Source organism: Bacillus sp. JJ1127 (genome assembly GCF_036965845.1).
In the GTDB taxonomy this organism is placed as follows: domain Bacteria; phylum Bacillota; class Bacilli; order Bacillales; family Bacillaceae_G; genus Bacillus_A.
The window spans coordinates 14767-31918 of the sequence record NZ_JBALQK010000186.1 but is presented as its reverse complement, the minus strand read 5'-3'; the positions used below and the strand labels follow the sequence as shown (position 1 = coordinate 31918).

At 35.7% G+C, this 17152-nt stretch carries 22 protein-coding genes and 1 pseudogene; 19 read left to right on the top strand and 4 right to left on the bottom strand.

All coding sequences use genetic code 11. The features are described 5' to 3' along the window. Nucleotides 1–133 precede the first annotated feature (133 nt). The 11 genes from V7183_RS18190 (at nucleotide 134) to V7183_RS18140 (ending at nucleotide 8431) form a co-directional block, all read left to right on the top strand. Nucleotides 134–1312 (top strand): FtsW/RodA/SpoVE family cell cycle protein, encoded by a 1179-nt coding sequence (locus tag V7183_RS18190; RefSeq protein WP_097896810.1) that lies wholly within the window; start codon nucleotides 134–136, stop codon nucleotides 1310–1312. A gap of 121 nt (nucleotides 1313–1433) precedes the next feature. Next, entirely contained in the window at nucleotides 1434–2138 is a 705-nt protein-coding gene (locus V7183_RS18185) for a DUF421 domain-containing protein (RefSeq protein WP_097896809.1), read from the top strand. Nucleotides 2139–2217: 79 nt separating this feature from the next. Next, the gene (locus V7183_RS18180; protein ID WP_097896808.1) at nucleotides 2218–2691 is read left to right on the top strand and encodes an NUDIX hydrolase; all 474 of its coding nucleotides are present in this window, start codon (nucleotides 2218–2220) and stop codon (nucleotides 2689–2691) included. Nucleotides 2692–3006: 315 nt separating this feature from the next. Continuing rightward, nucleotides 3007–3414 carry a YjdF family protein gene (locus V7183_RS18175; protein WP_335360371.1) on the top strand — a complete coding sequence of 136 codons (408 nt, stop codon included), beginning with the start codon at nucleotides 3007–3009 and terminating at the stop codon, nucleotides 3412–3414. A 152-nt stretch (nucleotides 3415–3566) separates the two neighbouring features. Further along, the gene (locus V7183_RS18170) at nucleotides 3567–3980 is read left to right on the top strand and encodes a BrxA/BrxB family bacilliredoxin (RefSeq protein WP_335360372.1); all 414 of its coding nucleotides are present in this window, start codon (nucleotides 3567–3569) and stop codon (nucleotides 3978–3980) included. 314 nt (nucleotides 3981–4294) lie between these two features. Further along, nucleotides 4295–5074, top strand: coding sequence for a transporter substrate-binding domain-containing protein (locus tag V7183_RS18165; protein WP_335360370.1), 780 nt, complete (start codon nucleotides 4295–4297; stop codon nucleotides 5072–5074). A 37-nt stretch (nucleotides 5075–5111) separates the two neighbouring features. Then, nucleotides 5112–5771 (top strand): amino acid ABC transporter permease, encoded by a 660-nt coding sequence (locus V7183_RS18160; RefSeq protein ID WP_097896804.1) that lies wholly within the window; start codon nucleotides 5112–5114, stop codon nucleotides 5769–5771. Continuing rightward, nucleotides 5764–6486, top strand: a complete 723-nt coding sequence (locus V7183_RS18155) for an amino acid ABC transporter ATP-binding protein (protein WP_097896803.1) — start codon at nucleotides 5764–5766, stop codon at nucleotides 6484–6486. The genes V7183_RS18160 and V7183_RS18155 overlap by 8 nt, the downstream gene beginning before the upstream one ends. 100 nt (nucleotides 6487–6586) lie before the next feature. Continuing rightward, nucleotides 6587–7555: an aromatic acid exporter family protein gene (locus V7183_RS18150; RefSeq protein WP_097896802.1), complete on the top strand. Its 969-nt coding sequence runs from the start codon at nucleotides 6587–6589 to the stop codon at nucleotides 7553–7555. Nucleotides 7556–7571: 16 nt separating this feature from the next. Then, the gene (locus V7183_RS18145) at nucleotides 7572–8129 is read left to right on the top strand and encodes a L,D-transpeptidase (RefSeq protein ID WP_097896801.1); all 558 of its coding nucleotides are present in this window, start codon (nucleotides 7572–7574) and stop codon (nucleotides 8127–8129) included. A 62-nt stretch (nucleotides 8130–8191) separates the two neighbouring features. Continuing rightward, nucleotides 8192–8431, top strand: coding sequence for a DUF3894 domain-containing protein (locus V7183_RS18140; RefSeq protein ID WP_335360369.1), 240 nt, complete (start codon nucleotides 8192–8194; stop codon nucleotides 8429–8431). 117 nt (nucleotides 8432–8548) lie between these two features. On the opposite strand, the gene prli42 is transcribed toward V7183_RS18140, so the two are convergent. Beyond that, nucleotides 8549–8641 carry a stressosome-associated protein Prli42 gene (prli42, locus tag V7183_RS18135; RefSeq protein WP_154724613.1) on the bottom strand — a complete coding sequence of 31 codons (93 nt, stop codon included), beginning with the start codon at nucleotides 8639–8641 and terminating at the stop codon, nucleotides 8549–8551. Between the two features lie 201 nt (nucleotides 8642–8842). Between prli42 and V7183_RS18130 the strand changes: the two genes are divergently transcribed. Next, nucleotides 8843–9385 (top strand): GNAT family N-acetyltransferase, encoded by a 543-nt coding sequence (locus V7183_RS18130; protein ID WP_097896800.1) that lies wholly within the window; start codon nucleotides 8843–8845, stop codon nucleotides 9383–9385. A 126-nt stretch (nucleotides 9386–9511) separates the two neighbouring features. Continuing rightward, the gene (locus V7183_RS18125) at nucleotides 9512–10630 is read left to right on the top strand and encodes a tripeptidase T (RefSeq protein ID WP_097896799.1); all 1119 of its coding nucleotides are present in this window, start codon (nucleotides 9512–9514) and stop codon (nucleotides 10628–10630) included. 54 nt (nucleotides 10631–10684) lie between these two features. Here the strand turns inward: V7183_RS18125 and V7183_RS18120 are convergent, their stop codons facing one another. Further along, entirely contained in the window at nucleotides 10685–10885 is a 201-nt protein-coding gene (locus tag V7183_RS18120) for a hypothetical protein (RefSeq protein WP_335360368.1), read from the bottom strand. Between the two features lie 161 nt (nucleotides 10886–11046). On the opposite strand from V7183_RS18120, the gene V7183_RS18115 reads away from it, so the two are divergent. After that, nucleotides 11047–12285 (top strand): DNA polymerase IV, encoded by a 1239-nt coding sequence (locus V7183_RS18115; protein ID WP_335360367.1) that lies wholly within the window; start codon nucleotides 11047–11049, stop codon nucleotides 12283–12285. A 73-nt stretch (nucleotides 12286–12358) separates the two neighbouring features. Here the strand turns inward: V7183_RS18115 and V7183_RS18110 are convergent, their stop codons facing one another. Continuing rightward, a complete protein-coding gene (locus tag V7183_RS18110; RefSeq protein ID WP_097896797.1) occupies nucleotides 12359–12883 on the bottom strand; it encodes a YhcN/YlaJ family sporulation lipoprotein in 525 nt (174 codons plus the stop codon). Nucleotides 12884–12998: 115 nt separating this feature from the next. Between V7183_RS18110 and V7183_RS18105 the strand changes: the two genes are divergently transcribed. After that, nucleotides 12999–13268: a hypothetical protein gene (locus V7183_RS18105; RefSeq protein WP_335360366.1), complete on the top strand. Its 270-nt coding sequence runs from the start codon at nucleotides 12999–13001 to the stop codon at nucleotides 13266–13268. A 31-nt stretch (nucleotides 13269–13299) separates the two neighbouring features. On the opposite strand, the gene V7183_RS18100 is transcribed toward V7183_RS18105, so the two are convergent. Further along, nucleotides 13300–13551: a DUF3932 family protein gene (locus V7183_RS18100; RefSeq protein ID WP_097896795.1), complete on the bottom strand. Its 252-nt coding sequence runs from the start codon at nucleotides 13549–13551 to the stop codon at nucleotides 13300–13302. 189 nt (nucleotides 13552–13740) lie between these two features. Between V7183_RS18100 and rnz the strand changes: the two genes are divergently transcribed. The 4 genes and pseudogenes from rnz (at nucleotide 13741) to sdaAA (ending at nucleotide 17124) form a co-directional block, all read left to right on the top strand. Then, nucleotides 13741–14664: a ribonuclease Z gene (gene rnz, locus V7183_RS18095; RefSeq protein WP_335360365.1), complete on the top strand. Its 924-nt coding sequence runs from the start codon at nucleotides 13741–13743 to the stop codon at nucleotides 14662–14664. 376 nt (nucleotides 14665–15040) lie between these two features. Beyond that, nucleotides 15041–15436: pseudogene (locus tag V7183_RS18090) on the top strand (PTS sugar transporter subunit IIC); the annotation flags it as partial. Between the two features lie 131 nt (nucleotides 15437–15567). Beyond that, nucleotides 15568–16227, top strand: coding sequence for an L-serine ammonia-lyase, iron-sulfur-dependent subunit beta (gene sdaAB / locus V7183_RS18085; protein ID WP_097896793.1), 660 nt, complete (start codon nucleotides 15568–15570; stop codon nucleotides 16225–16227). A gap of 18 nt (nucleotides 16228–16245) precedes the next feature. Continuing rightward, the gene (gene sdaAA / locus V7183_RS18080) at nucleotides 16246–17124 is read left to right on the top strand and encodes an L-serine ammonia-lyase, iron-sulfur-dependent, subunit alpha (RefSeq protein WP_097896792.1); all 879 of its coding nucleotides are present in this window, start codon (nucleotides 16246–16248) and stop codon (nucleotides 17122–17124) included. Nucleotides 17125–17152: the final 28 nt, after the last annotated feature.

Genomic DNA, 17152 nt, shown 5'->3' with positions numbered 1-17152 from the left:
ATATTGTATTGTATGAAAAAGAAAGTTATTCTATATAAGTGTTTTATAGATTATGTGCAATCAGTCGTCAAAACATGAAGAATGTTGACTCCTGGTTTTTTATTTTGCCGTAACAATGTTTCAGGAGGATGTCATGAAGAGAAGTACGGAGTTTCTAAAGAGTTTAGATGTAAAATTGATTTTAATTTTGTGTGTATTATGTGTCACGAGTATAGCTGCTATATATAGCAGTCAGCAAACAGGACAATATGGAGCGGAAAATTTTGCTCTGAAACAAGGTATTAACTATGTAATAGGTACTGTGCTGTTACTTCTTGTTGCAAGCATTGATTTAGATCAATTACAAAAATTATCTTGGCCATTTTATATTATTACATTTGCTTCGATTATCATACTGAAGATATTACCTGTTTCAAGTTTTACACCAGAAATATTAGGTGCAAAAAGATGGTATAGATTTCCAGCGATTGGAGCTATCCAGCCATCGGAGTTTTTCAAAATTGCATTGGTCATGTTAGTCGCAAGTTTAGCAGTAAAACATAATGCAAAATATATGGTACGTACATTTCAAACGGATTTGAAATTAGTAGGAAAGGTCATGTTAGTATCGCTTCCACCAATGGCGATTGTATATAGTCAGCCAGATACAGGGATGGTTTTCTTATATGCGGCAGCGATTGCATGTATCATTTTTATGTCTGGTGTTCAGAAGAAATTAATCGCGCTATGTACAGTGATTCCGGGGGCTATATTATCTACGTTAATATTTATATACGTAAAATATCCAGATTTTTTCTTCAATAAGCTAGTTACTTTATTAAAGCCTCACCAACAATCACGAATTTTGGGTTGGCTAGATCCATTTGAACATGTGGATCAAGGTTATCAAACACAACAATCTATTTTAGCTGTTGGTAGCGGTGGAATGGACGGTAAAGGGTTTGGATACGGAAACGTCTATATCCCAGAAAAACATACCGATTTCATTTTTGCTACAATTGCTGAAGAAGGTGGATTTTTAGTTGCTGCTCTTGTTGTGTTTATGTTTCTTTTACTTCTTTATCGTACAATTATCATTGGATATTCAGCAGATAATCTATTTGGGACATTGATTTGTGCGGGAATAATTGGAATTTTAACACTGCAAATCTTCCAAAACATCGGTATGATTGTTGGATTGATGCCTGTAAAAGGGATTGCACTTCCGTTTCTATCATATGGGGGGAGTTCCTTGTTTTCAAATATGATGATGATGGGACTCGTCTTATCGGTACGGAAAACATATAAAAAGTACATGTTCTCTGTTAAGTAAAGTCTGTTTAGTAAAAAAAGCTGATTCGTTCTCAAACGAATCAGCTTTTTTACATATATGTCCTAAATCATCACAAACTAAAGAAAATGTTGTAGTTGTGATGAGTAAGGGGGGCGGAGTCATGCATATGCATATTTTTGAAGGAACACATCATCTTTCCATTATAGAATGGGTGATTCGAGCTATCATAGCTTATATTTTTTTAATTTTTGTTGCTAAAGCAATGGGACAACGCTCCATTGCACAGCTTCGTTTTTTAGATGTCGTATTAGTGCTATTGTTGGAAGGAAATCTCTCTAATGCACTATCTGATGAAAGAGTCGGTTTACTTGGATCGATGATTACAACATTTATGCTCATTGCACTTTATATTGTAAGTTCGGTTTTAACGTTGAAATGGGATCGGTGGAGACGTTTTTTAGAACCATCGCCCATTATCCTTATACATAATGGATTAATTGATTTTAGTAATTTGAAAAAAGCAAGAATTACAGTAGAGTATTTATTTTCTGAACTACGCTTACAAAATGCTAGTGATATTAAAACGATAAGATTAGCATTATGGGAATCAAGTGGTACCGTCTCGGTGTTTCAGTATCCAGAATATGAAACGGTATCTCGGCTGGATATGAAAGTAGCTGGTAAAAAATCACCCATTTCATTTATTCTTGTAAAAGACGGGAAAATTCAAAGGGATGTGCTCACTTTATTGGGGAAAACGGAAACATGGGCAAAGGAGGAATTATCAAAAAAAGCATCAATTGAATGGATTCAATTAGCAACGATAGATGAAATGGAAAAAATAAATATTTTGTTAAAAAAATGAAATGAATACGCATTTTACCATTTTGTGCATATGATACAATAGTGTGGACAACGAAATAAAAAAAGAAGGGTTTGTTTCGATGGGATATGTAGAAGAATTACGGAAAGTAGTTGGTCATCGCCCTTTAATTTTAGTTGGTGCTGTTGTTCTCGTATTAAATGAAGATGGACATGTTTTATTACAACAACGAACAGAACCGTATGGGAAATGGGGGTTGCTTGGCGGCTTGATGGAGCTTGGTGAATCGCCAGAAGAAACAGCTTACCGTGAAGTGTATGAAGAAGCAGGAATTCATGTGAAAAATTTACGCTTAATTAATGTGTTCTCTGGGGCTAACTACTTTACAAAATTAGCAAATGGAGACGAGTTCCAATCAGTCACGGCAGCCTATTATACAAATGAGTATGAAGGTGCTTTGTCTATAAATAAGGAAGAAGCAGTCGCACTTAAATTTTTTTCGATAACAGAGCTTCCTGACTATATTGTGGGATCACATAAAAAAATGATTGAAACATATGAGAAAATAGAAAAAGGAAGTAGTAATAATATATAATAGCTATAGAAATGCAAAATCACAGTTCCGGTTGGTAGTCCGGACGCATACTATATAAGTGCAAATTGAAAAATCGACATAAAACCTTTCTTTTTAGGTGGGAGAGAGAATCCGGCCATGCATAGAAGCGGTCAGATCCTTTTCCTGCCCCATGCCAAGTGAAAACAAAGAGAGCAAACGAGTGCAGGTCACTTTTTGTTCTTTATAGCCGTGACTTATATGCTGGAAAATCAAAATGGATATATATACTATGTCAGTAGCCTTCCCCTCCGGGATGTCCAGTATTTCTGAATAATTTTTTAGGAGGGGCTGTCGATGGAATTGACAGTATATCACGATGGGCAATATTTTGTAGGAATCATTACGCACAAAGAAAAAAGAAAATTGTATGGAGCACGTTACATTTTTGGCACTGAGCCATCAGATGAAGAAATACTTTCATTTGTAAATGAAGAGATGTTATCTTATTTCAAACGCTTTGCTAGATGTGGTGTTGAGATGAAAGAAAAGAAACGTCCCAAAAATATAAAACGCATCATAAGACAAGTATCAAAGGAAATAAATACATCTCGCCTTACAAAAGCCCAAGAAGCAATTCGTTTATCATACGAATTGCATAAACAAGAGAAACGAGTGTATGCTAAGGAGCAACGTGAAGCAGAAAAGAAGAAAAAACGTCTTATTAAAGTGCAAAAAGCAAAGCGAAAGCATCGTGGTCATTAACAAAAAAATCTTAGAGCTCTTGCTCTAAGATTTTTTTGTTTGTATTTAGAAAGAAAACAAGTAAGTTTACTTGTATTTCTGAAACGGTTACTGGTAAGATACAAATAGGTAGATTTAGAGGAGGGAAAACCTTGGTTAACTTTAATTTTTTTATGAATGATGTTGTTCGTCAAGCGCGCGAAGAAATCGTATCTGCTGGATATACAGAATTAACAACACCTGAAGCGGTTGATGAAGTATTTAAAAAAGAGGGTACAACACTTGTAATGGTAAACTCAGTATGTGGTTGTGCAGGTGGTATTGCTCGTCCTGCTGCTGCACATTCCGTACACTATGATAAACGTCCAGATCATCTTGTAACAGTATTTGCAGGGCAGGATAAAGAAGCAACAGCACGTGCACGAGAATATTTTGAAGGATATCCCCCTTCATCCCCATCTTTTGCATTATTAAAAGATGGAAAGATTGTAACGATGGTCGAACGCCATGAAATTGAAGGGCATGAACCAATGCAAGTTATCGCAAAATTACAATCGTATTTTGAAGAGCATTGTGAAGAACTATAATAAAGTGAAATGTGGGGTATGGATGCCCACAAATAGTGGAATAAAGTGATAAAAAACGGTATGTACATGTAAAAATGTGCATACCGTTTTTTTGTTTTCGTTACTCTTTCATTTTGTATGATGAGGGGATATGCATAAGATGTTTATTTTATGCAATTTATTATACATTTTAAAGGCCGTTATTATTGTTTTTATAGGTTTTTTAATTTATTTTTATTTTATTTATTGCATAAAAATAAAAACACTGTTACAATACGGATACCGAATAAAAAATCTATAAAACTTTTAAATATACATTATTAGGGGGAAGAAACATGAAGAAGTTATTATCTATTTCATTTGCACTTATTTTAATCGTAAGTATGTTTAGTGCTTGTAGTAAGGGAGAAACAAAAAAAGCGAATACAAACAAAAAAGTACTTGTTATGGGGACTTCAGCGGATTATAAACCGTATGAATATGTAGAAGCTTCAAAAAGTGACGCAATTATTGGTTTTGATATAGATATTGCAAAATATATTGGAAAAGAACTTGGTTATGAAGTGAAAGTGAAAGATATGGATTTTGGGGGATTACTAGCATCACTTAGCTCTGGAAAAGTTGATTTTGTTATGGCTGGTATGACGCCTACTCCAAAACGTAAGGAAAATGCAGATTTTACAGATATTTATTTTGTTGCTAAAAATATGATCATTTCGAAAAAAGATTCTGGCATTAAGTCATTACAAGATTTAAAAGATAAAAAAGTAGGGGTACAAACAGGTTCTATTCAAGAAGAAAAAGCAAATGAATTTAAAAAGCAAGTGAACTTCCAGACAGAGGGGCGTGACCGTATACCAGAAGTTGTACAGGAAATTCAAGCGGGACGTTTTGATGCTGCCATTTTAGAAGATACAGTTGCTAAAAATTATTTAGAAAAGATGAAAGATTTACAAGGAATTGAGATTCAAGAAGCTCCGGAAGAAGTAGGAGCAGCAATTGCCCTTCCAAAAAACAGTGATAAAACAGCGGAATTTAATAAAGTGATTAAAAAAATGCAAGAGAATGGCGAGATGGATAAATTAGTGAAGAAATGGTTTGGCAGCGAGAAATAAGCTGCCTTTCTATTTTCTGTGAGAGGAATGACAAAAGATGAATCTAGATTTTTCGGCAATTACTCCGTCGATACCATATATATTAAAAGGTTTAGAAGTAACATTAAAAATTGTAGCTGTATCTGCTTTGGCTGGTTTTGTGTTAGGAACGTTATTGGCACTTTGTAAAATTGCTAGAATAAGAGTTTTAAATATCGCTGCTGATTTATATACATCGATATTTCGTGGTACACCACTTGTCTTGCAATTAATGATTATTTATTTCGGTGTTCCGCAAATGACTGGATATGATATACCAGCCTTTTTAGCAGCAGTACTTGCATTTAGTTTAAATTCGGGTGCATATATGTCAGAGATAATACGTGCAGGGATTCAAGCGGTTGATAAAGGACAGACAGAAGCTGCAATGGCACTAGGTGTTCCATATGGAAAAATGATGCGAAATATTATTTTACCACAAGCATTAAAAAATATTTTACCAGCACTTGTGAACGAATTTGCAACACTTACAAAAGAATCGGCAGTAGTGACAGTAATTGGTGCTACAGACTTAATGCGCCGTGCGTATATTGTAGGCGGTGAAACATTTAAGTACCTTGAACCGTTACTATTTGTCGGACTTGTTTACTATATTCTAGTGATTATTCTTACAGTGATTGGGAAAGCAATTGAAGGGAGAATGAAGAAAAGTGATTAAAATTGAAAACCTTCATAAAACATTTGAACAGAATGAAGTATTAAAAGGAATTACAACAACGATTGAGAAGGGAGAGGTTGTTGCAATTGTAGGACCATCAGGATCAGGAAAATCAACATTTTTACGTTGTATGAATGTACTAGAAACACCGACAAGTGGTCAAATCTGGATTGGTAATGAAGAAGTGACAAATCCAAGAACAAATATTATGAGTGTTCGTGAAAATGTAGGGATGGTGTTTCAGCATTTTCATTTATTTCCTCATATGACGGTGTTAGAAAATATTACGTATGCACCTGTAAATGTAAAAGGGATAGCAAAACAAGATGCAGAGAATAAAGCGAAGGAACTACTTGAAAAAGTAGGACTATTGGATAAAAAGGACGCATATCCAAATCGTCTTTCAGGTGGACAAAAACAACGTGTAGCCATTGCGAGAGCGCTTGCTATGGAGCCGGAAGTCATGCTATTTGATGAACCGACGTCTGCGCTTGATCCTGAGATGGTAAAAGAAGTACTAGAAGTAATGAAGTCTTTAGTGACTACTGGAATGACAATGGCGATTGTAACCCATGAGATGGGTTTTGCGAGAGAAGTAGCCGATCGTGTACTTTTCTTAGATGGTGGGAAACTAGTTGAAGACGCGAATCCAGAGCAGTTTTTTACAAGCCCAAAGAGCGAACGGGCACAAGAATTTTTACAAAAAATATTGTAACATATAAAAATTAAGTGAATAATAAGAGAAAAGGATGACAGTTTGTCATCCTTTTTTTTATACTTATTGTAAATACGTTTATACATATAGGAGTAGTGATATGTTCAGAATTGGATACCGTACAGTGAAAACAGCAGTCGGAACAGGGATAGCAGTCTTTATGGCGCAGCTTTTAGGATTAGAATTTTATAGTTCTGCGGGGATCTTAGTTATTTTATGTGTGCAAAATACGAAGCGAAAATCACTGCAAGCCTCTTTGCACCGATTTTTAGCGTGTTTATTATCAATGGTGTTTTCGTTTTGTATTTTTGAAACAATTGGTTATACACCATTTGCAATTAGCTTGCTACTGCTTACCTTTATCCCGACAGCTGTTATGTGTAAAATTCAAGAAGGGATTGTTACAAGTTCTGTTATTGTTATGCATTTATATTCATTAAAATATATTACATGGTCAGCGATTGGAAATGAAGTTGCAGTTATAACAATCGGAATTAGTGTAGCTTTATTAGTGAATATGTATATGCCAAGTGCGGAAAAGAAATTAACAAGGTATCAGGAACAAGTGGAAGTAAATTTTAAGAAGATTTTATATGAGATGGCTGCTTATTTGCGGAATCGAGATAGCACTTGGGATGGAAAAGAATTAATTGAAACAGAGGAGATATTGAAACAAGCGAAGGATTTATCCTTTAAAAAGCTTGAAAATCAATTTATGAGAGAAGATGACTATTATTATCGGTATTTTGATATGCGCATGCAACAATTTGAGATTTTAGAAAGAATTATGCCATTGGCAGCTTCCTTATCATGGTCATATGAGCAGGCTGATATGATTGCGGAAGTGATTACAAATGTGGGGAATTCGATTCGTCCAGAGAGTACGGGGCTTATTTCACTTAGACAATTACAAGAAATGAGAGAGATTTTTAGAGAGATGCCTCTTCCGAAAACACGAGAAGAATTTGAAATGCGTGCCAAACTTGTTCAACTTGTGTATGAAATGGAGCAATATTTACTTATTAAAAGTCGTTTTAAGGGAAAGGATAATATAAAAGAACTTATATAGAAGGTAGGAAGTACTTATGCCGTATCTTCTGTCTTTATTCTTATTTGTTTCTCTTTCACCTATTTGGCCTCTTGGTGATAATCCACGCGCTGGAGATCCCTTTATTATTGTAAATAAAGAGACAAATAAGCTTGCTTATATTAATGATGGAAAGATTCAAAATGTTTTCCCTGTCGCGACGGGAAAAACAAATGAGTTAACGCCAGAAGGGACTTTTGATATTGTAATGAAAGCGAAGAACCCTTATTATATTGCGAAGAATATCCCTGGTGGATCGCCAAAAAATCCACTTGGATCTAGATGGATGGGTTTTAACGCGTGGGGGACTGATGGTAGTAAGTATGGTATTCATGGCACAAACCAACCAAGTTCAATTGGAAAATATATTTCACAAGGATGTATACGGATGAAGAAACAAGATGTGGAATATTTATTTGACCGTATTCCAATCGGAACAAAGGTGTGGATTGTGAAATCAAAAAGCACATTTGAGCAGCTTGCAAAAGAAAAAGGAGCAATTGTTTATGAAAAAGTCAACACAAAGTGGCTTTTTCTCACATTTAACTTGTCTTGACATGTGTACATATTCATGCGTTAATGAGAATATACAAAGACGATAAGAAAGGGCTTGCTTATATGCATTTGAATTCAAAGATTTCTTATATGCAATTTTTGGTTGGCTTTTTATTCATTGTTACTTTCATATTGGCAATTTTTAATATATGCTCTTTTTTTGTATCAATTATATTTATGGTATTGCTGAATGTAACCTTTGTAATTGGCGCGTTCCAACAGAGGCATTATACCAGCTTTGTGATGGCTCTTATGATGGCATTTTCATTTAGTATTGTAGCGATTTTATTAGTCATAAAATAGATATACATGATGTATTGGTTGTGATTGAACAGGCTGTTTATTTTCTATCTAGGAGAATAAACAGCCTGTTTGTATATGCGTGTAGAAAGTAAAAAAAGGACGAACATGTCGCCCTTTTTACCAAAACATACTTGCACCAGCAAGTAATGTTGTTACAAGCATGGAAATTAGCATGATATATACCATTATTTTTTGTGTTTTTTTATTCATACCGAGCCTCCTTGCAATCGTTACAACTTCATTGTAACGAGAAATGAAAGCAGGGACAAGGGGAGAGTATGAACAAAATGCGAGAAGTGTATTTAAAATGGAACAGGAAAATTCGAAATGTATAGAGAATATAAACAAGATGGGAAGCAAGTTTTTTTGTCTTTTAAAAAGTTTTGCAAGCTGAAGAATGGAGATACGATGATGAGAATATACGAAACAGAGCGTTTGCAATTGAGAGAAATTGATGAGTCGTATGCAGAACAAGTTCTTCAATATTACGACAAAAATCGTGAGTTTTTAAAAGCATGGGAAGAATATCGACCAGATGATTTTTTTACATTAGATTATCAAAAGAGACGTTTGCAAAAAGATAAAAAAGAGTTTGCAGAAGGAAAAATAATTCGATTATGGATTTTTAAAAAAGGTGATGATTCAAATATTATTGGTTGTATTTCTTTCAGTTTAATTGTGCGTGGGATTTATCAGTCTTGTGTTCTTGGTTATAAGCTGGATAAAGATGAATTAAATAAAGGATATACAACAGAAGCGCTTAGAAAAGCAATTGATGTTGCTTTTCAAGAATTCCATTTACATCGTATAGAAGCACCGATTATGCCTCGTAATTTAGCATCTATACAAGTTGTAACGAAGATTGGTTTTCAATATGAAGGTGTGTCTCGGAAAATGTTAATGGTGAATGGGATTTGGGAAGACCATATGCGCTGGGTGCTTTTAAATGAGTAGAGGAAAACAGATGGTTATCTAGATGTGTGAACTATCTGTTTTTTGTCTTGTCTTTCGAAAGTTTTACGAAATTCTGTTATAATAAATGTTGTTACATACTTAACGCAGTGCAGGAGGCGTATTCTGATGATTAATCAAGAACGTTTAGTAAATGAATTTATGGAGTTAGTGCAAGTAGATTCTGAAACAAAATACGAAGCAGAAATTTGTAAAGTGTTAACAGAGAAATTTACTGCTTTAGGTGTTGAAGTATTTGAAGATGACACAATGGGTGTGACTGGACATGGTGCAGGTAACTTAATTTGTACTTTACCAGCAACAAAAGAAGGTGTAGACACAATTTACTTCACTTCTCATATGGATACAGTAGTTCCTGGTAAAGGAATTAAGCCTTCTATTAAAGATGGTTATATCGTATCAGATGGTACTACAATTCTAGGATCAGATGATAAAGCTGGATTAGCATCTATGTTTGAAGCAATTCGCGTTTTAAAAGAGAAAAATATTCCTCATGGAAAAATTGAATTTATTATTACAGTTGGTGAAGAATCTGGTCTTGTTGGTGCGAAAGCATTAGATCGTGAGCGTATTACAGCAAAATATGGTTATGCATTAGATAGCGATGGAAAAGTTGGTGAAATCGTAGTTGCTGCTCCAACGCAAGCGAAAGTGAATGCCATTATTCGCGGGAAAACAGCTCATGCTGGTGTAGCACCAGAAAAAGGTGTATCCGCGATTACAATTGCAGCAAAAGCAATTGCAAAAATGCCACTTGGTCGTATTGATTCTGAAACAACTGCAAACATCGGTCGTTTCGAAGGTGGTACACAAACAAATATCGTTTGTGATCATGTACAAATTTTTGCAGAAGCTCGTTCTTTAATAGATGAAAAAATGCAAGAGCAAGTTGCCAAAATGAAAGAAGCATTTGAAACAACTGCAAAAGAAATGGGCGGTCAAGCAGATGTTGAAGTAAAAGTTATGTATCCTGGATTTAAATTTGCTGATGGCGATCATGTTGTAGAAGTTGCAAAACGTGCAGCTGAAAAAATTGGTCGTACGCCTTCTCTTCACCAAAGTGGTGGCGGAAGTGATGCAAACGTAATTGCTGGGCATGGTATTCCAACAGTAAACTTAGCAGTTGGTTATGAAGAAATTCATACAACAAATGAAAAGATTCCTGTTGAAGAATTAGCAAAAACAGCTGAATTAGTTGTGGCAATTATTGAAGAGGTAGCAAAATAATTGTAAGTAATATTAAGGGAGCGTGTAACCTATAGTAGGTTTACACGCTCTTTTTCATTTGGATTCAATTGCCTTCACAAGGCGAATGAACCAATATAAAAAAATCCATGGAAGTATATATGTTGTTGCGACTTGTACTGTGTGAGGTAGAAGTGCAGCGGAGTTAATATTAAAAATTGGAAGTAGTAAATAGTTAATAGCAATGATCAATATAATAACTAGGAATGTGTAATTGAGTTTATTATGGTTTTTCATCTTACTCTCTCCTTTTACATAATTATCCATCCTTAGTTTGAGTATATCAAAAAATATAATTGGAAAGAACGTGTTTTTATATTTGAAAAGCTCCACTGTTTCTATGAAATTTGATATAATAAAAATGAGAACAAATGTTCCTTTTTTAGGGGGTGAAAAGCATGAAAGAAATGTATCCAAAAAACGGTCGTGTCATTCTACATGTTGATATGAATTGTTTTTTTGCATCAGTTGAAATTGCACATGATCCATCGTTAAAAGGAAAGCCATTAGCGGTTGCAGGAAATGAAAAAGAGCGAAAAGGAATCATTGTAACATGCAGCTATGAAGCAAGAGAATACGGAGTACGAACAACAATGCCACTTTGGGAAGCGAAACGATTATGCCCAGGATTAATTGTGAAGCACCCAAATTTTAAATTATATCGCGAGGCGTCATTTGAGATGTTTCAAATTCTTTCACGTTTTACTGAGAAGATACAGCCTGTTTCTATAGATGAGGGTTATTTAGATATAACAGATTGTTATGGATTAGGATCTCCCCTTGAGATTGCTAAGATGATTCAGCAAGCGTTATTAACGGAGCTACAACTACCGTGTAGTATTGGAATAGCTCCTAATCTTTTTCTCGCAAAAACAGCGTCAGATATGAAAAAACCGCTTGGTATTACCGTGTTCCGGAAACGAGATATTCAGGAGCTACTTTGGCCACGTCCTGTTGAAGCAATGCATGGAATTGGTGAGAAAACAGCAGAAAAACTAAAAGAAATTCATATACATACAATTGGTCAGTTAGCAAATGGAGAAGAGCATGTGATTCGTGCGAAAATAGGAAAGCATGGTACTGATTTACAAAAACGAGCAAAAGGTATGGATGATAGGGAAGTCGATCCAAATCAAATGGGGCAGCATAAAAGCATTGGAAACTCAACGACATTTTCGAAGGATATGGATGAAGAGAAGGAATTGCTTGATATGTTAGAGCGATTATCGAAATCAGTTAGCAAAAGGCTACAAAAACGTACCCTGGTCAGCTATAACATCCAAATTATGATCAAATACTACGATCGGCGTACAGTAACGCGGAGTAAGCAATTAAAAAATGCAATTTGGGAAGAACGTGATATTTTTCAAGCGGCCTCACGTTTATGGAAAGGGCATTGGGATGGAGATCCGATTCGATTGCTTGGTGTTACAGCTACTGAACTAGAGTGGAAGACAGAATCAATTAAGCAACTAGATTTATTTTCATTTGAAGAAGATGCGAAAGAAGAGCCATTATTAGCTGTTATTGACCAGATTAATGATAAATATGGAACCCCTATTTTGCAAAGAGGGAGTCAATTATTTCGAAAGCAGGAGAAATCTTTTCAGCAGAAATTAGAGAATAAATTTATGTAAAAAGTGTCATGGTAATTTAACACCTATGACACTTTTTATTTTTTAATAACTTAAATAGGAATGTGTTGCTTTATTATCGAGCATTAGGGAATACTCTTCGAACGGTTTCGGTAAATTCTTCAAATAGTCCTGTTACGGGTTTGCCTTGGTTAATTTTGACCGTATAGTCTCTCATGCGGTTTACAAAATCAGGATTTGAAGATACAAACACATGACGAATATTTGGATCGGTAGCTCTAACTTGATCGGCAACTTTCTTTTCCAATTGCTTTGTGACTTCGCCTTTTACGTTTTCACGTAAAACAACTGCAACATAGGCATTTCGATTTGTGACGATTACATTTGCTTTGTCTATTTCTTCTAGTTCAACGATTCGATCTGCCGCTTCATTTGCTACACGTAGTCGTGTTTCATTGTTCGTGACATCGTTTGGATTAGTTCTTACTCTTTGAGTATTCGTATTATTCTCCTCATATGTAACATTTTGTACGTTATTGTTTGGCCGATTATCCAATGCTTTATTTTTTTGATTTCCTGCACATCCAAACAATGAAATAGTTGCCAAAGAAATGATTGAAAGAGTCTTTAGTTTTTTCAATGATATTCCTCCTTTATGATACTATGTTTTTAAAATGACCAGTTGTTTATTTATTATGCATCGTGAAAATAGGGTGATGTAATGTTTATCAAGTAAGTTTGGGAGGGAGCATGGCGTGGAGCAAAGTAATCTGAGTCATAGGATACAAGATCTTTGTAATATAGCTATTGAATATGCAAAAGATTACGACAAAATTTCAAATGATTCTGAGGAAAGTATCAAAGAGTTAGAAGAGATCTTAGATTATTATGTGAATGATTTACGCGATAAGAAAGCAAGTGGAGACGAAGAAGAGATACCGACCGAAAATCAAATTTATAAAAACAAAAAAGCACCGATTTTCGATGCTTTTTTTAATTTTTATCTCGCTATTTGCGGGCAGTAAGATCCCAATGATTAAAGTTTCACTCTATAGATTATAAAATAGCAGGATTTTCATAAATTACAATCTCTGAATGGTTTGCTGTTGAAATACGTTGTGCATAATATGTGATAGAAGAAGAAATGTATTCCGGCAACGTTTGATTTGTATGCAATGCTGTGTACTCATGGATTAACTCTTTTAAAGTCGTCCATTTTAGTTGCGCTGGGTGATCAGAAACGAAGGAACTTACCCAGCGGTCAAATGAAGATGAAAAATCAGTTTGTAAACGAAATACTTCTTTCATGGTTAAATGCTCCCTTTATTTATGATACAATCATTTTACTACAAGGCACGAACGATTACTAAGTTTTTTATTTGTAACGTTCGTTATATATAGTTGTCCAGATGGGCGGTTAAGGAAATTTGATTTGCCATTTGAAATAACATTCCGTAAGATGAAAGATAGATTCTATAAAGAGCTGGAGGAAAGAAAGTGGAATTTGTGTTTTTAGGAACTGGTGCAGGCGTTCCTTCAAAAGGAAGAAATGTCTCGGCAATTGCTTTGCAGTTGTTAGAAGAACGAAGTGAAACGTGGTTATTTGACTGCGGTGAAGCAACGCAACATCAAATTTTACATACATCTGTACGTCCGCGTCGCATTGCAAAAATATTTATTACGCATTTACACGGTGATCATATTTTTGGTCTACCTGGTTTATTAGGAAGTCGTTCTTTTCAAGGTGGGACAACATCATTAACGGTGTATGGTCCAAAAGGGATTAAGCAATTTATTGAAGTAGCATTATCAGTGAGTACAACACATGTGAAATACCCGCTTGAAATTGTGGAAATTACTGAGGAAGGTATTGTTTTTGAAGACGAACAATTTTATGTAGAAACGAAGAGGTTGTCACATGGAATTGAGTGCTTTGGATACCGAATTGTTGAGAAAGATATACAAGGACATCTTCTTGTTGAGAAACTGCTAGAAGCAGGAGTGAAACCAGGGCCAATCTTTAAACGCTTAAAAGACGGTGAGGTAGTTGAATTAGATGATGGAAGGATTCTAAACGGAAAAGACTTTATCGGCCCACCTCAAAAAGGAAGAATCATTACAATTTTAGGGGATACGCGTTATTGTGAGGCGAGTAAAAGCCTTGCGCAAGATGCAGATGTACTTGTACATGAGGCGACATTTGCAGCAGCAGATGAAGAGCAGGCACATGATTATTTTCATTCGACAACAGAACAGGCAGCTCGTATTGCGCTGCAGGCGAATGTGAAACGGTTAATATTGACTCACATTAGTTCTCGCTATCAAGGAGATACATATAAAGAATTGGTACAAGAAGCACAGTCGCTGTTTACGAATACTGAAATAGCGATGGATTTAAAATGTTTTCCAGTAGAACGGTAATATTTCACAAACAATGGCAACGTAGGTTTGCCATTGTTTTATTTTTTATAGAAAATTTTTCTCTATCATATAGATATAACTGTTATCATTTAATATCTTTATGATATGATACAGAGATTTTAAAGTTTTTGAACATACAGTAAGAAAATATAAAATATCGGTTGTTTTGAAAAACTGTTATATAAGCAAATTTATATATTATTGATACAAGAAAGATAAATGAATTTGAAATCAGAAATTTTAAAATTCACCAAAAGTAAGCGTTTTACAAAAAACAAGCTATAATGAGGGCACATTACAATTCCTCGTGAGTTACAGCGTGTATTTTAGCCATTTTTCGTAACGAAACGAAATTGACTAAAAGGGAGAGGGCAACATAGAGATTATTAAGGGAACTGTACTATGATTAGTTGTATTAAGTCTTTTTTCACTCTTTAGTTTTAAAGCACCAAATGGTATGAAGGCAATGGGAGCTTTAGCTAGTGCAGCAGTTGCAAGTTTCTTAGTGGAAGCATTCCAGTTATACGTTGGTGGAGATTTAATTGGCATAGACTTTTTAAAAGAGGTTGGGAAGTCAGCTGGTAGCCTAGGCGGGGTTGCTGGTGCGACTCTTGTTGCATTAGCTATGGGTGTATCACCTGTTTATGCTATCCTTGTAGGGGCTTCTGTGTTAAACTTTGGATTGCTACCAGGATTTATTGCTGGTTATCTTATATCGTTTTTAGTAAAACAAATTGAAAAACGTGTACCAGAAGTATCTGGTCTTGTTTCAGGATATATTGGCTCACTTGTATTCAAAAACTATCCAATTCGTACAGCTGAGCAAATTCGTGGTACGGTTGGGAAAGCAACAGATGCGGTAGCTTAATAGAATAGTAGTAAGTAATTTTAGGGGGAATTATGATGAAATATCGCTCAGTATTTGATATTATTGGTCCAGTTATGATTGGTCCATCAAGTTCACATACAGCAGGTGCGGCAAGAATGGGGCAAGTTGCTCGTCAATTGTTCCGTCATGAACCGGAAAGAGTTACGATTTCGTTATATGGATCGTTCGCGAAAACATATCGTGGTCACGGTACAGACGTAGCATTGGTCGGTGGAATATTAGGATTTGAAACAGATGATACACGTATACCAAGTGCGCTAGAGATTGCAAAAGAGCGTGGGATTGAAGTGAATTTTATTGAAGAAGAAGCAAATGCTCCTCATCCGAATACAGCGAGAATTCGTTTGTATAAAGGAGAGGAAGAAATCGAAGTCGTTGCTTGCTCAATTGGTGGTGGAAAGATCGAAGTGGTGGAGTTAAATGGATTTGATTTACAACTATCAGGAACAAGTCCAGCACTTCTCATCGTGAATAATGATCGCTTTGGGGCAATTGCATCTGTAGCTTCTATACTTGCTAAACATGAAATTAACATTAGTACAATGAGTGTTTCTCGTAAGGAAAAAGGCAGAAAAGCGCTTATGGTCATTGAAACAGATGAATTATTGGCTGAAGAAGTGATTGAAGAAATAGAAGGACAATCAAATATTTGTCAAGTAACTATTATGGATTAATTGCAGGGGGGAAACACCATGTTTCGGAACGCAGCGGAACTAGTGGCACAAGCTAAAGAACAGAATGTAAAAATTGCAGAAATTATGATTCAATGTGAAATGAAAACAAGAAGTATCTCTCGTGAAGAAGTACTTGCCGGAATGGAAAAGAATTTAGTCGTGATGGAACAAGCAGTAGAACGTGGTATTCGCGGTGTGAAATCACCGACGGGTTTAACGGGCGGAGATGCTGTGAAAGTGCAAGAGTATATGAAAAGTGGGAAAGGCTTATCTGGCCACACTATTTTGGACGCAGTGAGCAAAGCGGTTGCAACAAATGAAGTAAATGCAGCAATGGGAATCATTTGTGCAACACCAACAGCTGGATCAGCTGGGACGGTACCGGGTGTATTGTTTGCACTTAAAGAAAAATTACAGCCAACACGTGAAGAAATGATTGAATTCTTATTTACAGCAGGAGCATTTGGTATGGTTGTTGCCAACAATGCTTGTATTTCCGGTGCAGCTGGAGGATGTCAAGCTGAGGTTGGTTCAGCAAGTGGAATGGCAGCGGCAGCTGCTGTTGAAATGGCTGGTGGAACGCCAGAGCAAGCAGCTACAGCAATGGCAATTGCGTTAAAGAATATGCTAGGATTAGTATGTGATCCTGTTGCTGGACTTGTAGAAGTGCCTTGTGTAAAACGTAATGCTGCGGGTGCTTCAAATGCGATGATTGCAGCGGATTTATCATTAGCTGGCGTAACAAGTACGATTCCATGTGATGAAGTTATTGAAGCTATGTTTAGAATTGGGCAAACAATGCCAGTTGCTCTTCGTGAAACAGCGGAAGGTGGACTAGCGGCAACACCAACAGGACGTCGCCTACAAGAAGAGATTTTTGGAAAGAGTAGCAAATAAAGAAATAATATTATGATAAAAAGCGGAG

Excerpts from the sequence above, each read along its gene's own strand:
- V7183_RS18190 (WP_097896810.1), top strand. The coding sequence starts at position 134 with ATGAAGAGAAGTACGGAGTTTCTAAAGAGTTTAGATGTAAAATTGATT.
- V7183_RS18185 (WP_097896809.1), top strand. The coding sequence starts at position 1,434 with ATGCATATGCATATTTTTGAAGGAACACATCATCTTTCCATTATAGAA.
- V7183_RS18180 (WP_097896808.1), top strand. The coding sequence starts at position 2,218 with ATGGGATATGTAGAAGAATTACGGAAAGTAGTTGGTCATCGCCCTTTA.
- V7183_RS18175 (WP_335360371.1), top strand. The coding sequence starts at position 3,007 with ATGGAATTGACAGTATATCACGATGGGCAATATTTTGTAGGAATCATT.
- V7183_RS18170 (WP_335360372.1), top strand. The coding sequence starts at position 3,567 with ATGAATGATGTTGTTCGTCAAGCGCGCGAAGAAATCGTATCTGCTGGA.
- V7183_RS18165 (WP_335360370.1), top strand. The coding sequence starts at position 4,295 with ATGAAGAAGTTATTATCTATTTCATTTGCACTTATTTTAATCGTAAGT.
- V7183_RS18160 (WP_097896804.1), top strand. The coding sequence starts at position 5,112 with ATGAATCTAGATTTTTCGGCAATTACTCCGTCGATACCATATATATTA.
- V7183_RS18150 (WP_097896802.1), top strand. The coding sequence starts at position 6,587 with ATGTTCAGAATTGGATACCGTACAGTGAAAACAGCAGTCGGAACAGGG.
- V7183_RS18145 (WP_097896801.1), top strand. The coding sequence starts at position 7,572 with ATGCCGTATCTTCTGTCTTTATTCTTATTTGTTTCTCTTTCACCTATT.
- V7183_RS18140 (WP_335360369.1), top strand. The coding sequence starts at position 8,192 with ATGCATTTGAATTCAAAGATTTCTTATATGCAATTTTTGGTTGGCTTT.
- prli42 (WP_154724613.1), bottom strand. The coding sequence starts at position 8,641 with ATGAATAAAAAAACACAAAAAATAATGGTATATATCATGCTAATTTCC.
- V7183_RS18130 (WP_097896800.1), top strand. The coding sequence starts at position 8,843 with ATGAGAATATACGAAACAGAGCGTTTGCAATTGAGAGAAATTGATGAG.
- V7183_RS18125 (WP_097896799.1), top strand. The coding sequence starts at position 9,512 with ATGATTAATCAAGAACGTTTAGTAAATGAATTTATGGAGTTAGTGCAA.
- V7183_RS18120 (WP_335360368.1), bottom strand. The coding sequence starts at position 10,885 with ATGAAAAACCATAATAAACTCAATTACACATTCCTAGTTATTATATTG.
- V7183_RS18115 (WP_335360367.1), top strand. The coding sequence starts at position 11,047 with ATGAAAGAAATGTATCCAAAAAACGGTCGTGTCATTCTACATGTTGAT.
- V7183_RS18100 (WP_097896795.1), bottom strand. The coding sequence starts at position 13,551 with ATGAAAGAAGTATTTCGTTTACAAACTGATTTTTCATCTTCATTTGAC.
- sdaAB (WP_097896793.1), top strand. The coding sequence starts at position 15,568 with ATGAAATATCGCTCAGTATTTGATATTATTGGTCCAGTTATGATTGGT.
- sdaAA (WP_097896792.1), top strand. The coding sequence starts at position 16,246 with ATGTTTCGGAACGCAGCGGAACTAGTGGCACAAGCTAAAGAACAGAAT.